Genomic DNA, 16,334 nt, shown 5'->3' with positions numbered 1-16,334 from the left:
GATGAGAACAATTAAGAAACAGAATGGTGTGGCAGGAATCCTTTTTATAGGTTTGCTGCCCATCATGGTCATCTTTATGGCTTTTTCGATGCAAATGGCGCAACAAATGTTGGCCCATGCTCGTGTCTTGGAAGCGGCGGAAGTGTCAAGCTTAGCTTTAATTGCAAGTCCAAAAGAAACGGAAGACGACAACGTTAAATACGCACGTCAGTTAGTGGATCGATATGTCGTTGACAACATTAATGATGTCGACGTTGAAGTGTACACACGTAAATGCGAATACAAGGATGGCTGTGTTCAGGCGAGTGGGGAGTTGGCACCGTTTAGTGACTTTGTTGTCAGTGCAAAAGCGGAACACAAATCATGGATCGCTTATGAAGAAGCAGACTTGAAGCCTGAGTTTGAAGTCGCTGGTCAATCGGTGACTCGAAAATATCTTCCACAGCCAGTAGATGTTTACTTTATCGCTGATTTCAGTGGTTCGATGAAGCATCACTGGAAAGGGGGAAAATCAAAGCTAGATGTTGTTAAACAAACGATCGAGCGAGTGGTTGAAGATATTGAAAACTTCAACACCGAAGAGAAAAGTCGAATTGCGTTAATGGGGTACAACCCAATGCACGTCAAGCAGACTGGAACGGTATATTTGAATGCTTACGGTTATCGCAGGTCGTGGCCTCGGAAAGTTGCCTACAATTTTGCACGAAACACAGCTGGTCAAACAGTTGCCAAGATGTTCGACCAGCCAATCGTTTACTCAAAGGTACAAGAGTATGTATCTGGAATGTCACGCATAGAAGTTAATTCTCTTGTGCAGAATAACGATCGGTTTGTGGACTATTACAAGTTTTACGATATTCCACTTACTGAAGATTACTCCAATTTTAAGAGAAGACTATCAAACACATCTCTCGGTGCTGAAGGTGGTACTTCTTCTTGGAATGGGATCATCGCTGCTGCACAAGAAGCGAATCGAGCAACAAATATTAACCCAGAGCAGGTGTTTATCGTTTTATCTGATGGTGCCGATAATGACGAAGGCTATCTACAACGATTGGTAAACCAAGGTCTATGCAAAAAGCTACGCTCAACTATATCTGCTAAAAGGAATCGATTCCAAAGCAAAACAGGCAGTGCGGGCAAAACCAAAGTCACCATGGGAGTAATTGGCGTGGACTACCGAGTTAAAGAGTCGGATGGATTTGGTGATTGTTTTGGTCGGAAAAACATTTACCACGCCAAAGATGGTGACGACGTTTACAAATATATTTTAAACCTAATCAACGAAGAAACAGGAAGACTTAAGGATTAACATGAAATACCCAGTAATTATTACTTCAATCTTACTATCGCCGCTGGGTTATGCGAACTGCTTGGGTAGTGTCGATGAATTTATAACATCAACTACCTTAGTCTCTTCTCATACAGTCAAAACTCAGGTTTCTGGCCATTTAACTCAGCGTGAACAAATGCTTGAAAATACTGTATTGAACAGCAATCGCGATGTGGTTCATGTTGAAGCTAGAGATGAACTGTGTTTTTACGACAAAGAGACACAATCTTTAGTACTTAACTACGGTATTGATATTTACAGGCTGTCGCCTAGCCATAAGCAGGTACTAGAGCAGTATTTAGGATTGGTTAGTGACAAAGCACAGATCTATATCGAAGGGCATGCAGACAGTTTAGGTGGTGAGGTTTACAATAAAGCGCTGTCTGCTCGACGAGCTAAACAGGTAGCAAAGTATCTAAAAAACGATTTAAATCAGGGTAACAGAATTGTGGAACATGCTTTTGGAGAAAGCTCTCCCATTTGTAACCTTACTGAAAATTCGGCGACAGGCTGCAATCGTCGTGTAGTGATAACCGTTAAATCGTGATGCGCTGTCTAATCTTTGCTTGTTTGTGTATTTTGTGGGCGTCGGCGATGAGTGGATTACTTTAAACAAAAGAGCCAGGATAGAGTGCTGGCTTTTTTTCATCTATAGAAACTCAGCGTTCAACGAATTGCCAAACTTATTTACTGTTAATCGGCAGGGATAGTTCGGCTCCCCATTCAGTCCATGAACCATCATATACTGCGAGATTTTGATAGCCGCACAAATGGGCCGCTAATAGGACGATACAAGCTGTGACACCTGAACCGCAACTAAACAGAGTTTGATTTGCTTGTTGCGACAGTGAGCTTCCCAAGATTGTTTGCAACTCTTCAATAGGCTTAACCTTATGTCCGTCCATGAGTTCAGCAAATGGTTGACAGACAGAGTTAGGGATATGACCGCTTCGAATGCCCGGCCTTGGTTCAGCGACTTCACTGTTAAAGCGAGCTCTAGAACGTGCGTCGACAGTTAGGCTTTGGCTATTGTCAATTTGTTCGAGTACGTAGTTGGCATCAACAAAGTAGCTTGGATTGAGCTTGCCTGAGAAATCCCCAGTGGATTCATTTTTTCGATACGTTTTTGTGACTGGCAGACCCCCGGACTTCCATTCTGTTAAACCGCCATCAAGGATATAGACTTGCTGATGACCCATTGCGCGGAACATCCACCATGCTCTTGGTGAAGCGAAGGTGCCGCTGTTGTCATATATAACAATGATGGAGTCGTTGTTGATACCCAGACCTTGCGCCAAGGTATTGAATCGCTCTTCAGTTGGCATCATATGTGGTAAAGAAGCGTTTGGGTCACAAAACTCTTTGTCGTAATCGAATCTTAAGCTGTTTGGAATGAGGTGAGTTTTATCTTTTTCTACTTCGCCGGGAATCTGAAAATCAATACTGGCATCTAAAATTACCAGCTTCTCGTCGTCCATTAACTTATTGAGATCATTAGGGGTAATCAGTGGTGACATTGGCTATCCTTATGTTTTTGAAAGGCATAAGGATTAAGCTACACGACCACTCTATCACAAGCAACCGTGTAGACCTTGAAACTGAATTGTACGCTAAGCGATTTTAAATCGCTTCATCTGCAAATCGAGATACTGCGCGACTTCAGCGAGCTCGTGTGCAGAGTCGGCGACATGTTTGACCGTCTCACTGTTTTCTCTGGTGATGTTATAGGTTTCAGTAATGTTCTCGCTAACCGTCGTCGTCACCATACACTGTTCTTCCACGGCGGCAGCTATTTGCGTGTTAGTGTCACCGAGTTCATCAATAGTGCTGTGTATTGCGGAAATATTCTCTGATGCTGATTTAGCCTGTATCGCTGCCTTGGTTACGGTTTCGTGACTTGAATCAATGGATTGCCTTGCAGAGTCGGCACCAGATTGCAGTGAATGAATCATTGAATCTATCTGACCTGTAGCTTCTTGGGTCCTTTTCGCCAACGAACGTACTTCATCAGCGACCACTGCGAATCCTCGACCTTGATCACCTGCGCGCGCTGCCTCGATTGCTGCATTGAGGGCAAGTAGATTGGTTTGCTCTGCTACGCCTTGTATCACTTCCAAAATACTACCGATATTCATCGATTCATCGTACAGTTCACCTACTTGACTTGAACCAACTTTCATCGCTTTCTCGGCGTTTTCTATTGCCTCAAGCGTGCTCTCTACTTCTTTAAGGCTGCTATTGACGTTGGTCGTCGCTGATTGAGTGAATGAGGCAGCGTCTGAAGCACTTTGTGAAATCTCTGTAGTGCTAGTTGAAAGCTGTTGAACAGAAGACGAAATCTGCTCCATTTCATGGCTAAGCTGATTTGATGATTGATTGGTGGTGTGAGTTATAGCTGAAAGCTCTTCTGACATCTGTCCGACTTTAATACAAGAATCGTTTACCTTTCCGACGATATCGCGTAACGAAAGAATCGTGGTGCGCATGTTTTTGAGAAGTTCAGCTATCTCATCTTTGCCTTTAATCTCGACATCATTAGAAAGATCGCCTTCTGCTAGTTGAGAGGAAATCTGTTTAACTTTATCTATCCCAATACGGATTGAGCGGGTAATTGCAAGGGCAGTGACTATCCCTACAATGAACGCAAGGATCGCGAGCGAGATGATAATTTCTATAGTGTCATTTTTTGCTTCCAACAGGTCGTTAGAAAGTACGTGTTGCTCTTCGACAGATTCTAACTTTATCAGCTCTAGTTCTTTTGAGATATCAAGCCCGAGTGCCAACATTTCTTTCTCGGCAATATGTTGTGTTTCTCGAAGTTTAACAACCTCTTCAAACCCAGTAGCGTAGGCAATACGTTGTTCAAGGAATTCATTTAGCAATTCGGTATCTCGTCTACTGGTGATGTAGTTGCGGAACTTATCTTCAAGTGCTGGCAACTCGGAACCAAAATAGTTTCTCACTTCAGCCGCGACTTCCGCTTTCTCATTGTGCAGATAGTTCAATACTGCGATATTGGCGAGCAAGAACTTCTCCATGATCAAAGACGAATAGTATTCAATATCTGCATTAGACGCATCGTGTGCAGCTTCAATCATCTGCTCTAGATCGTAAATGGCCTTTTTCTCCAATTCGACCATTTCAACATAAACTTTATGTTCTACTGCCTCAGTTGATTGCTTAACGATTTGAAATGATTCATCAAATAAATTGACCTCTTTGAAGACGGTTTCTAAATGTTTTTTACGTAGAGGGTCTGTGGTGGCTTTCAAATCATCAGAGACCATTTTACGCAATTTAGAGAGACGACTTTCGTAAATAGAGAGCTGCTGTTGAGACAATGTGTTGGCGTATTGAAGGGCACTTAGACGGACTTTGAGAAAATTAGCTTGTATTTCCCCAGCCAAAGCGGTTTCTGTGGAAAGTTCTCCATAATGCTCAAAGTTATGTGCGGCTGTTACCATACCCTTGTAGCTATAGAGAATTGCCACGAGGAAAAACAAAAGACAGACAGCAAAACCAAGGCGTATTTTATTGGCAATAGTAAGATTCAACATAAGCGTCCCTGCCCGTATAGTGTGCTAAATGACCTACTGGTACTTTAAATAAGCTTATACGCAAATTGATATTTATCTAATTTGTGCACCACGTTACTCATAACGAGGTAGACAGGACGAGAAGCGATAGTTGCTACTTTTGCTAATTACATTTTGTTCTTTGAGTAGGGATATGACTGAGCCTTTAGGGCATGGAGTAGAGGTTGGGGCGGTGACGAGTACAGTGTCGCCGTTGTCCAGCTGAACATTTAAATAGCGACGCTGGCCATCTAAAGATTGAGTGACTGTCTGAGAAACGACAACACCATTAATGGACCTATTTTGAGTGGGTGGTAGAAGGTCGATCAGCAGGATTAAAGCTAGTGACAGGGTAACTAAAGCAGTAAGGAAAATTTTGGGATTGTTCATCAACAAGTCTTCGTTCCTTACTGCTTACAAAGTTAACCACAAACAGGGCAATTTGGCATTTTCATTAAGTTCATTTCACGCCAAGACATGCTCATTGCGTCAAGCATCAGGATCTTACCTTGTTTTGGCGTTCCATAATTGGCAATTACCTTTATCGCTTCCATGGCTTGTACTGCGCCAATGATGCCAACGACGGGGGACATAACTCCGGCTTCAACACAGCTTAAGGCGGCGTTACCAAATAGTGCACTTAAACACTGATAGCAAGGCTGGCTGTCATCTTGGTAGATAAAGACACTGACTTGACCTTCCATTCGGATAGCAGCTCCGGACACTAATGGTGTTTTTAGAGCATAGCAAAGCTTGTTAAGTTGATTTCTGGTTTCAACATTGTCTGAGGCATCGAGAACCAAGCTGTGATTTGCAACCAGTGCAGATAGCTCTTCGTCATTAAGACGCTTATCAAATGTCTCAACATCAAGGTGTGGGTTGAGTTGTTTGAGCGAGTTAGACGCAGACAACACTTTCTTAGTGCCTACATCGGCATCGTGATGTAATACTTGACGTTGAAGGTTAGAAAGCTCAACCACATCATCATCAATCAGTGTAAGTTTGCCGACCCCCGCTGCTGCCAAGTACTGGCTAGAGGCACAGCCTAAACCACCAGCCCCCAATATCAAAACTGAAGCCTGTTTCAATGCTTCTTGACCGTCAAAATCAAACTGTTTAAGAATGATTTGACGGTTGTATCGCAGCATCTCTTGATCAGATAAGATTTCCAAACTTTACCTCTAGTACAGGGTCGGGTTGAAAAGTTGAATGTTGACTGTCTCACCTGCTTCAACACGACCACGCTCGCGTTCAAGAACGACAAAGCAGTTGGCTAAGCTCATGGAACGGAACGCTCCTGAACTTTGGTTGCCTGTGGTTTCAACAACAAATTTGCCATCTTCAATTGAATAGATACCACGTTGATAGTCTGTACGACCTGGTGCTTTTTTAAATGCGCTTCGTGTCGTTGCTGGAATAGACTCTGGTGCTGCCCACTCAGTGTGCCCTGCCAATTTAGCCAATAGTGGCTGTACTAGCACATACATAGTCAATACGGCCGATACTGGGTTACCAGGCAAACCACAGAACCAAGCAGTAGAGAGTTTACCAAAGGCAAAAGGTTTGCCCGGTTTAATCGCGAGCTTCCAAAATCCAATTCGCCCAAGCTCTTCAAGAATGTCTTTAGTGTAGTCAGCTTCGCCGACGCTGACACCGCCTGAAGTTACGACTACATCTGCAAGAGTTTGAGCTTTCTCAAACGTCTCTTTGAGGGTTTCAGGGCAATCAGGAATAATCCCAAGATCAATTGCCTCACAGCCAAAGTTTTCAATCAATGGCTTAATGCCATAGCGGTTACTGTCGTAGATCTGACCTTCAGCTAATGGTTCACCCAGTGGTTTCAGCTCATCACCTGTCGAGAAAAAGGCAACGCGCGGTTTACGTACAACGGTCACGTGGCTGATGCCCAAAGTGGCAATCATAGGGATATCACGAGAGGTGAGACGAGCGCCTTTATTAAGAACAACGTCACCTTGCTTGATATCGTCACCCATAGGTCGGATGTTGTTCTGCGGTTTTACATCGCTCTGATTGAACAGGATCCCTTGTTCGAGTACTTCGGTGTTCTCTTGCATAATTACTGCATCACAACCGTCTGGAATCTTTGCTCCGGTCATAATGCGAATACAGGTTCCTTGCGGCCATTCACCCTCAAACGGTTGACCCGCAAAAGACTTTCCAGCCAAAGGCATAACATTGTTTTCTGCAAGATCCGTTAGGCGAAGCGCGTAACCATCCATCGCTGAATTATCAAAAGGAGGGACAAAAATAGGTGAAAGAATGTCTTCTGCTAAGACAAACCCAATAGCTTCAGCAAGTGGGAGTTGCAAGGTCGTTTGGATAGGTTTGATTGGCGATAGCATTTTATCCATCGCTTCTTCGATTGGCATCAAGCCAGGTGCGTCACAGCATCCCATAAATAATCCTACTCTTTTATTATTGTAAGGTAATCAAATCACTCTATCACAGAAAGCCTTGTGCAATAATGACCTCCGATAAAATATGGGTGTAATTATTCAAAAATCCGAGTATCCTTGTCAGCCATCCTAAAGGGGTAAATGAGAGGAAGTGGTATGTCAGGTCTTAGCGAATCCGCAAAGTTGGTAAAAGATGCGCTAGAACGTCGAGGATTAGAAACGCCAATGGCTCCTAATCAGTTCAATCGAGAAGAGAAAAAAGAGAAAATTCAGCACCATATGCGTGAAATTCTCTCTCTATTAGAGCTTGACCTTACCGATGACAGTCTAGAAGAAACACCGCATCGTATTGCGAAGATGTATGTGGATGAAATCTTCTCTGGTTTAGACTATTCAAACTTCCCGAAAATCACGGTGATCGAAAACAAAATGGACGTGAGCGAGATGGTTCGCGTCAAAGATATTACCGTGACAAGTACCTGTGAGCATCACCTTGTAACGATTGATGGGCGAGCGGCGGTAGCTTACATCCCTCGTGGTAAGATCATCGGTCTTTCGAAAATCAATCGCATTGTTCGCTTTTTTGCTCAGCGCCCACAAGTTCAAGAACGCATGACGCAGCAGATTTTGGTAGCTCTACAAACGCTATTAGAATCGGATGATGTGGCGGTAACAATCGATGCAACGCATTACTGCGTTAAGTCGCGTGGCGTTATGGATGCGACTAGCGAAACAACAACGACTGCATTAGGCGGCATTTTTAAATCTAATCCGGCAACAAGACACGAGTTCCTTCACGGGATTCGATAGGGCAGCGATTAGGTTATCGACTTATTCAAAACCGCTTCTATTGAGGCGGTTTTTACTTTTTTAAATCGAGGGTAATACCAATCAGAACAAATATCTGGTCATTCTTGCTAGTTAAAATCGCTGATAGCTGCGTTATAGATTTTATAGGTAGATCAACTAGCTATCTGCAATCTATGCCTTGCTCTAAGCGATTTTTCCTGCGCAATTATCTGAGCAGCTATTTATCCCGATTGGTATAAGATACTTTCGATAAACCACTAAGGTTAATATTGTGACGACTTCATTTAAGACGCTTGGTCTTCGTAGCGAACTGCTAGAAACACTCGATAGCTTAGGCTACAACCAAATGACGCCTATTCAGCAGCAGGCTCTACCAATGGTTTTGGCGGGCAAAGATGTGATTGGTCAGGGGAAAACAGGTTCAGGTAAGACAGCGACGTTTTCATTGGGCTTATTGAGCAACCTAAACGTGCAACGATTCCGAGTTCAAACTTTGGTTCTTTGTCCAACTCGTGAGCTTGCCGACCAAGTGGCGAAAGAGATTCGTACTTTAGCGCGTGGTATTCACAACATTAAAGTTCTGACCCTATGTGGCGGCATGCCAATGGGGCCTCAGATTGGTTCGCTGGAGCATGGCGCACATATTTTGGTGGGTACGCCAGGTCGAATCCTAGACCATATGTCAAAAGGTCGAATTAGCCTTGATGAGCTCAATACTCTTGTGCTTGATGAAGCAGACCGAATGCTTGAGATGGGTTTTGAAGAGGCGATCGATACCATTATCGAAGTAGCACCGAGCAAGCGTCAAACACTTCTGTTCAGTGCGACTTTCCCAGATAATATTGAATCACTTTCCGCCAAGGTAATGGTTAACCCAGAAATGGTAAAAGTGGAATCGACGCATCAAAAGAGCACTATTGAGCAGCGTTTCTATAAGCTAGACACCACTGAAGTACGCGACGATGCACTGGAAACATTGCTGCTGACTCATAAACCTGAATCTTCAGTGGTGTTCTGTAACACTAAGAAAGAAGTTCAGAACGTGACTGATGAGTTAAGCCATCGAGGCTTTAGCGTGGTTGAGCTGCATGGTGATATGGAACAACGTGAACGCGAACAAGCGTTAACCATGTTTGCCAACAAAAGTATTTCAATTCTGGTTGCGACGGACGTTGCGGCGCGTGGCTTGGACGTTGATAACCTTGATGCCGTATTTAACTTTGAGCTATCACGTGACCCTGAGGTGCATGTTCACCGTATTGGCCGTACAGGGCGCGCTGGCTCAAAAGGGGTGGCGTTTAGTTTCTATAGTGAGAAAGAAGAGTATCGTGTGGCTCGTATCGATGAGTACATGGATATTGCGATTACACCTTCACAATTGCCTGAAAAGCCAGTTGAGCGTCCTTTTTATCCTAAGATGCAAACCATTCAAATCTTGGGTGGCAAAAAGCAGAAAGTACGCGCAGGGGACATTTTAGGCGCACTGACTAAGCAAGCGGGGCTCGATGGTAAGAAGATCGGTAAGATTAATATTTTGCCAATGGTCTCTTATGTCGCCGTTGAACATGACATTGTTAAAGCTGCTCTTAAACAGCTTCAAACCGGTAAAATGAAAGGTCGTAATTTCAAAGCTCGAGTTATGAAATAAAAGCCACAAGAGTTAAAACCCCAGTAGGCGAAGAGCCACTGGGGTTTATTTTCTCTGCTGTTAGGCTTATTGGTCGTTAATCAGTGAACTTATAGACGACACCAAGACTTGCTACCCAACCTAAATCACGCTGCACTAACGGGCTATTTGAGTCGTGATGTTGTAGCTCAAGCTTAGCTAAGCCAAGCCATTCTGGTGTGAGGGTATAGATACCAATCAAACCTGCTTGATAAACCCAAGATTGCTTCGCTTCAAATGCACTGAATCGAGACTGACTCGCTTCAATAGCGCTAACATTGTAGAGGTGCTGTGAGAGTTTCTTGTCACGGTAGTCAACTTCAATGTATGGGGTTAAAGTTAAGTTATCAAAGGGCAAATCTAGCGTTCTACCTAGATGAAGTTGAACTTCATAACCTTTGTGTTCACTTGTGACATCGTGAAGAAAGGTTAATCGTGCACCTACCGTACCAATGGTCACACCAAGCTCACCATTGCCATCGCGATCTTGAATTCCACTTGGAAGCTCATCAAAATCGTTGGATACTTCTGAAAATCGCCATTGACCTGAAATACCAAGATACGGCAAAACGGAAACGTTAACTAAGCTGCCATCAACAAAACCATATTTGCCGTTATAAAACAGGTTCGGCTCTGCAGAGGCTTGTCCCTTATCACCGTCAGTAAATACAGATTGGCCGATAGTGCCGCTCGCTCCGACAAAACCAAAATCATGGTACTGCTCGTTAGCAGAGGCATGAAATGTGAGTGCTGAAGTTAGTAATATAGTGACCACTGCTTTGATGTTTGATTTCATTATGATTCTCCTCGTCTTCACAAATAGGAGAAAGGGTATTGAGAAAATAAATTGCATAAAAACAGAAAAAATAATCAATAACTTTGATGTGAGACTAGATAAGAAAAGAGCCAATTCTGATGGGAACTGGCTCCTTGGTCGACGTTTGGATGGATTAACTGTCGAATAAGTATAGGTATTCTGCGTAGCCTTCTTTTTCTAAATCGGAAACAGGGATGAACTTCATCGCCGCAGAATTCATACAGTAGCGCAGACCTGTTGGGGCTGGTCCGTCTTTAAATACATGACCTAAGTGTGAATCAGCAAAGCGGCTTCTTACTTCGGTTCTTGGATAAAGAAGGTGATAGTCTGTTTTAGTGACAATGTAACCTTCATTAATTGGCTTGGTAAAACTCGGCCAACCCGTACCTGACTTATATTTATCTGTCGACGAGAATAGTGGCTCACCAGAAACGATATCGACGTAAATACCAGCTTCTTTGTTATCCCAATATTCATTGTTGAAGGCACGCTCTGTCCCTTCTTTTTGAGTGACATAGTACTGTAAGTCCGTCAGCTTCGCCTTGATTTGCTTATCTGAAGGCTTATTGTACGCTTTGATGTTAGCGACAGCATTTTTCTCATCAATCAATTGACGTAAAGTCACTGGGTTGTCTTCGCGATCATCACCAAAGATTTCATCAAGATATTGGTCGCGACCGGAAGCATATCGATAATAGTTGTATCGAACTTTATTACGCTTGTAATAGTCTTGGTGGTAATTCTCAGCAGGCCAGAACTTTTCGAATTTAATCAGTTCAGTTTTTAATGGCTTTTTGAATATACCTAGAGCATCAATCTCGGCCATAAATTCCTCAGCGATCATCTTTTGTTCATCATTGTGATAAAAGATTGCTGGTCGATATTGTGGTCCGCGGTCAACAAATGAACCTTTATTGTCCGTTGGATCGATATGGCGGAAAAACTGGTCTAAAACCTGCTCATAACTTACTGCTTTTGGATCATACTTTACTTCTATCACTTCAATATGACCTGATTTCCCCGAAGAAACTTGCTTATAGGTTGGGTTTTGTAAATCGCCACCTGAATACCCAGAAACAACGTCCAATACGCCGTTAAACTTCTCTAGGTCTGACTCTGTACACCAAAAACAGCCTCCTGCTAGTGTGGCAACTTCGTATCCATTTGAAGTTGTGGTTTTGGGCATGTCACTTTCTGCAGTGCCTACGAAAGAGGCAAGGGCAGCAACGGCTGCGAGAGCGGATAGGACAAACTTAAACTTCACTTTCATATCAACCTCATCGATTGTCTTCGTTATCGATTAATAAGAACGGGTTAGAGGGTAAAAAATTACCAAGTAGATACAAGTTTTATCCATATTCGCTGAAAACAGATCAAAAAAGACGCCAATATAGGCGTCTTTCTTTGAATTCTGGACTGTTCTAATAAGGGTTAACCTAAAGCGGGTAGGAAACCTGCGGTAATAAGAACCTGTGCACCAATAATCAATACGCCCACTGTACTTCCAATCGCGAGACCTAGATTACCACCAAGCACCTGATAGTGCGATGCATCAGATTGAGCACGCGCCTTCTTAACCATCAATATTGGTAAGAAAATCGCGAGAACAACAAGTGCAATAGCGGCATAGCCAAGCGCCATAATAAAACCTTGTGGGTAGAAGAGCGCGAATCCCATTGGTGGAAGGAAAGTGATCATACCAACTAGTGCACGTGAATTGCCTTTTTCTTGTTTCTTCAGGGTATCTCCTAAGAACTCAAACAATCCTAAACTTACGCCCAAGAAAGAGGTCAGTAGGGCTAAGTCAGCGAAAATACCTATGGTTTGGCCTAGGCTAGAAGCGTGAACTGTTGTTGCGAGTGTTGAAATTAATGCACTAAGACCTTGGTTTTCAAGCAGCGTAGATTGGTTTACAACACCAAGCGTTACCACTTGCCAAAACACATAAATAACTAGAGGAATAGCAGAACCAATTAAAATCGCTTTGCGCAGTGAAGGGGTATGACCATCAAGGTAATTAACAATGGCAGGAATGCTGCCGTGGAAACCAAATGAGGTAAAGATCACAGGAATCGCAGCGATAACCAATCCTTGCTCAACAGGCATGCTCAAAAGGTAAGACTCTGTAACGTTCGGTGCTAAGAAGGTGAGTACCATCGCCATGGCGACAATCTTGACCAAAAACAGCACTCTGTTCACTTTGTCTACAGTTGCTGTGCCTATAGTCACAACCGATGCAACGATTAGGGTGAAAAGTACTGTAGATGTCGTGCCTGAGACTTCAATGTTGGTGAAACCAGCAATACGGTCAGCGAATTGAGCTCCGCCACCAGCAATGTAGGCAGCACACAGTGCATAGAATAAGAACATCATAGCAAAACTCGCGACCCACTTACCTTTTGTGCCGAGAAACTGTTTAGCTAAAGTGTGAAGGGTTGCATCCTGCTCAGCATGCTGGTGGACTTCGATCATTAACAGCGCGGTGTAAGCCATTAGGGCCCACAAAGCGATCATGACCACTAGAGATGTAGAGAAACCGATTCCAGCGGATGCGAGTGGCAGTGCCAGCATGCCTGCACCAATAGTGGTGCCTGCAATGATCAAAGTACTACCCAATACCTTTGATTTTGTCATTGTATAATATTCTTTACGTTGAGATGGTGTATTTAGCTGTATAGACCAATAAATGTTCTGCATTTAGTGTTAAAAGCTACCTTGATTGTGATTGTGTAAAATATTACAAACGCGATCAAGTGTTTTGTACAGATAAATTACCATTAGTGTAAATTTAGGCGTACGGATACGAGTTAATACGCGACGTAATCGTTTACTTGGGATTAGTTTCAAATCATGCGCACAATTTACTTTTCCCTTTCAAAAAACTGTCATATAAGTGGTTTAAAAAGGAACAATAGATCCACATATTCAAGTTGAGGCTTGTCTATGGGTCTTAAGAAGTGTTTTTATTAAGGAGGTCAGAATGAGTGACCAAACAGTAAACGAAGAATGCCTTGAGCTATTAGATGCGATGGAAATTGGCTTTGAGCTCTCAGATTATGAGCAGTCAATTGAAGAACTCGCAGAAGAAATCTTCAAATAACAATTCTTCAACGATGATATCGCTACTGAGGTAGCAAACAGAAAGAGCCAGTGCATTCGCGCTGGCTTTGTGCTTTTATTGTTCAAGGTATTATTAGTAGGCTAATCGATTGAACTATCTCGCTCACTTACATATTGCAGATCATTGCGATTCGAACTTACTCGGCAACTTGCTAGGTGATTTTGTAAAAGGTAATCCTGACTCTCAGTTTCCTAACAACGTCTCCCAAGGCGTGCGCCTGCACCGATATGTTGATTCATTCACAGACCATCATGAGCAAGTACTCGAAGTAAAAGGCTTGTTTCCAAATGGAGTAAGGCGCTTTTCGGGTATCGCTTTGGATATGTTTTGGGATCACTGCTTAGCTAACCAGTGGAGTCAGTTCCATTCAAACTCACTGAATGAGTTTTGCCAACAAGCAGAGCATCGTGTATCTCTCGATAGCCACAACGAACTACCTGAGCGTTTCTTACGTGTTTCCTCCGCAATGTGGCAAGGACGTTGGCTGGAGTCTTACCAGCACCTAGACAATATTGAATATGCGTTGCAACGGATGTCTGGTCGGTCTCCTAGAATGGAGCGGTTAAGTGACTGTTTTCCCCATATTGAGCGAAATTATGACCACTTGGTTGAGACATTCTCTACCTTCTACCCTGATGTGCTAACTGCGAGCAAAAGTTTTTGATAGAATCGTCCGCCTTGCAATTAAAGGTTACGCGCATGTCGACACAATTTGAAGCACTAGGGCTTTGCTCAACACTTACTCAAACCACTGACAAACTCGGTTTTAGCCAACCAACCGAAGTACAGGCACAGGCAATTCCGCATGTTCTTGAAGGTGCAGATGTCCTTGCTGGTGCTCAGACCGGTACGGGTAAAACTGCTGCTTTCGGTCTGCCTATATTGCAGAAGCTGCTTGCGTCTGATGTGAAACGCGATCCTCAAAGCAATGACGTTCTGGCTCTGGTACTTGTGCCTACTCGAGAGTTAGCACAACAGGTGTACGATAACTTAGTTCAATATGCCCAAGAAACGACAATAAAAATCGTCACCGCTTATGGTGGTACAAGCATGAACTTACAGACTCGTAACCTGAGCGAGGGATGCGACATACTGATTGCTACACCTGGGCGCTTGCTCGATCATATGTTCTGCAAAAACATCAACTTGTTCAAAACGCAATACTTAGTATTGGATGAAGCAGACCGTATGTTGGATATGGGCTTTATGCCAGATATCAAACGCATCCTTAAGCGCTGTAATGAAGAACGTCAAACGCTGTTCTTTTCCGCCACCTTTGATAAACGAATCAAAACTATCGCTTATAAAATGCTGAATGAGCCGGTAGAAGTTCAAGTTACACCTTCAAACAGTACTGCTGAAACGGTGAAGCAGATGGTGTATCCGGTTGATAAAAAGCGCAAAGCGGAACTATTGGCATACCTGATTGGCTCAAGAAATTGGCAACAAGTGTTGGTGTTCACCAAAACTAAGCAAGGGAGTGATGCACTCGCGAAGGAGCTTAAACTTGATGGGATCAAAGCAGCTTCAATTAATGGAGATAAAAGCCAAGGAGCACGCCAGAAAGCGCTGGATGACTTCAAGTCAGGCCAAATTCGAGCGCTAATTGCAACCGATGTGGCCGCTCGTGGTCTCGATATTCAGCAGCTTGAACAGGTTGTTAACTTCGATATGCCATACAAAGCCGAGGACTACGTTCATCGTATCGGTCGAACTGGTCGCGCCGGAAAAGAAGGATTCGCGGTATCGCTAATGAGTCGCGATGAAGAGTACCTTCTTGAAGCAATAGAACGCTTATTGGACAGCAAACTACCTCAAGAATGGCTTCAAGGCTTTGAACCAAGTTTGATTGAAGAGGTAGAAACTGAAAAAACGCCACGTCGTAAAGGTCGTAACTCAGACAAGCGCAAAATGAAGGCGAAACTTAAGATTCACGCCAATCGAGGTAAAAGAAAATAGCGCAAAAAAGAGGGCTCTGGTTGGTAACAACAGAGCCTTTTTATTATGGAATCAATATTTAGGGACTAGTTAGTGAAATTGTCACTCATTACATTAAAAGACGCTGAAGCCTTACTGGAGTTTGAGTTGGAAAACAAAACTTGGTTTGAGGAGTTCATTCCTCCACGCGAAGAAGGTTTCTATTCAATACAAGGTGTACAGCAACATATCCGGGAGTTCTTACTCGACTATCAATGTAATGAAATGATTCCGTTGCTGATTAAGAGTCTTGATAACCAAATCATCGGCAGAATCAATTTGACCAATCTCGACTCGGCGCGTCGCAGTGCACATCTGGGGTATCGCGTTGGAAAAGCGTCAACTAATCAAGGAGTAGCGAAGTGGGCAGTGTCGGAAGTGACGAAATTGGTCAAAGATAAAGGATTAAAAAAAGTTTTTGCGTATGCAGCATTAGAAAACCCTGCATCACAAAAGGTGCTCACAAATAATGGTTTTAAGCCCGTCAAAGTTGTTCATGACTATGCAGAATTGCATGGTTCACCTATCGACTGTATCGAGTTTAAACTTGTGGTTGAGTAAGTTTGGTCGAGTTAAACAAAATACGATTAAAACAATCTCTCACATATATTTTACTTT

At 43.3% G+C, this 16,334-nt stretch carries 15 protein-coding genes; 7 read left to right on the top strand and 8 right to left on the bottom strand.

Features of this window, described 5'->3' with window-relative positions; genetic code table 11:
* The first annotated feature begins 1 nt into the window (after position 1).
* Positions 2–1,312, top strand: coding sequence for a TadE/TadG family type IV pilus assembly protein (locus AC6R16_RS01545; protein ID WP_500673336.1), 1,311 nt, complete (start codon positions 2–4; stop codon positions 1,310–1,312).
* A gap of 1 nt (position 1,313) precedes the next feature.
* Entirely contained in the window at positions 1,314–1,880 is a 567-nt protein-coding gene (locus tag AC6R16_RS01540) for an OmpA family protein (protein ID WP_425667160.1), read from the top strand.
* Between the two features lie 136 nt (positions 1,881–2,016).
* Here AC6R16_RS01540 and AC6R16_RS01535 read toward each other — a convergent pair whose 3' ends face one another.
* The 5 genes from AC6R16_RS01535 to moeA form a co-directional block, all read right to left on the bottom strand.
* Positions 2,017–2,850, bottom strand: a complete 834-nt coding sequence (locus tag AC6R16_RS01535; protein WP_500673335.1) for a sulfurtransferase — start codon at positions 2,848–2,850, stop codon at positions 2,017–2,019.
* A gap of 93 nt (positions 2,851–2,943) precedes the next feature.
* Positions 2,944–4,890, bottom strand: a complete 1,947-nt coding sequence (locus tag AC6R16_RS01530) for a methyl-accepting chemotaxis protein (RefSeq protein ID WP_500673334.1) — start codon at positions 4,888–4,890, stop codon at positions 2,944–2,946.
* A gap of 93 nt (positions 4,891–4,983) precedes the next feature.
* On the bottom strand, positions 4,984–5,298 hold the full coding sequence (locus AC6R16_RS01525; protein WP_500673333.1) for a hypothetical protein: 315 nt from the start codon (positions 5,296–5,298) through the stop codon (positions 4,984–4,986).
* Positions 5,299–5,330: 32 nt separating this feature from the next.
* The gene (gene moeB, locus AC6R16_RS01520; protein WP_500673332.1) at positions 5,331–6,080 is read right to left on the bottom strand and encodes a molybdopterin-synthase adenylyltransferase MoeB; all 750 of its coding nucleotides are present in this window, start codon (positions 6,078–6,080) and stop codon (positions 5,331–5,333) included.
* 9 nt (positions 6,081–6,089) lie between these two features.
* Positions 6,090–7,325 (bottom strand): molybdopterin molybdotransferase MoeA, encoded by a 1,236-nt coding sequence (moeA, locus tag AC6R16_RS01515; RefSeq protein WP_500673331.1) that lies wholly within the window; start codon positions 7,323–7,325, stop codon positions 6,090–6,092.
* Positions 7,326–7,481: 156 nt separating this feature from the next.
* On the opposite strand from moeA, the gene folE reads away from it, so the two are divergent.
* Together folE and dbpA are read left to right on the top strand one after the other, a co-directional pair.
* Positions 7,482–8,135, top strand: a complete 654-nt coding sequence (gene folE / locus AC6R16_RS01510; protein WP_004746842.1) for a GTP cyclohydrolase I FolE — start codon at positions 7,482–7,484, stop codon at positions 8,133–8,135.
* Positions 8,136–8,406: 271 nt separating this feature from the next.
* Entirely contained in the window at positions 8,407–9,783 is a 1,377-nt protein-coding gene (gene dbpA, locus AC6R16_RS01505) for an ATP-dependent RNA helicase DbpA (protein ID WP_500673330.1), read from the top strand.
* Positions 9,784–9,859: 76 nt separating this feature from the next.
* Here the strand turns inward: dbpA and AC6R16_RS01500 are convergent, their stop codons facing one another.
* The 3 genes from AC6R16_RS01500 to AC6R16_RS01490 all read right to left on the bottom strand — a co-directional run bounded on the left by AC6R16_RS01500 (position 9,860) and on the right by AC6R16_RS01490 (position 13,252).
* A complete protein-coding gene (locus AC6R16_RS01500) occupies positions 9,860–10,597 on the bottom strand; it encodes a MipA/OmpV family protein (protein ID WP_500673329.1) in 738 nt (245 codons plus the stop codon).
* Between the two features lie 154 nt (positions 10,598–10,751).
* Positions 10,752–11,888, bottom strand: coding sequence for a peptide-methionine (R)-S-oxide reductase MsrB (gene msrB / locus AC6R16_RS01495; protein ID WP_500673328.1), 1,137 nt, complete (start codon positions 11,886–11,888; stop codon positions 10,752–10,754).
* Positions 11,889–12,049: 161 nt separating this feature from the next.
* A complete protein-coding gene (locus AC6R16_RS01490) occupies positions 12,050–13,252 on the bottom strand; it encodes an aromatic amino acid transport family protein (protein WP_500673327.1) in 1,203 nt (400 codons plus the stop codon).
* 575 nt (positions 13,253–13,827) lie between these two features.
* Here AC6R16_RS01490 and AC6R16_RS01485 point away from each other — a divergent pair.
* The 3 genes from AC6R16_RS01485 (at position 13,828) to AC6R16_RS01475 (ending at position 16,277) form a co-directional block, all read left to right on the top strand.
* Entirely contained in the window at positions 13,828–14,403 is a 576-nt protein-coding gene (locus tag AC6R16_RS01485) for an acyl carrier protein phosphodiesterase (RefSeq protein WP_500673326.1), read from the top strand.
* A 35-nt stretch (positions 14,404–14,438) separates the two neighbouring features.
* On the top strand, positions 14,439–15,698 hold the full coding sequence (locus tag AC6R16_RS01480; RefSeq protein ID WP_500673325.1) for a DEAD/DEAH box helicase: 1,260 nt from the start codon (positions 14,439–14,441) through the stop codon (positions 15,696–15,698).
* 72 nt (positions 15,699–15,770) lie between these two features.
* Positions 15,771–16,277 carry a GNAT family N-acetyltransferase gene (locus tag AC6R16_RS01475; protein WP_500641132.1) on the top strand — a complete coding sequence of 169 codons (507 nt, stop codon included), beginning with the start codon at positions 15,771–15,773 and terminating at the stop codon, positions 16,275–16,277.
* Positions 16,278–16,334 lie beyond the last annotated feature (57 nt).

It is taken from the genome of Vibrio sp. R10-SG3-ISO10 (genome assembly GCF_059834185.1).
Note: the sequence above shows the minus strand (reverse complement) of the source record. Positions and strands in the feature narration are given on the sequence as shown.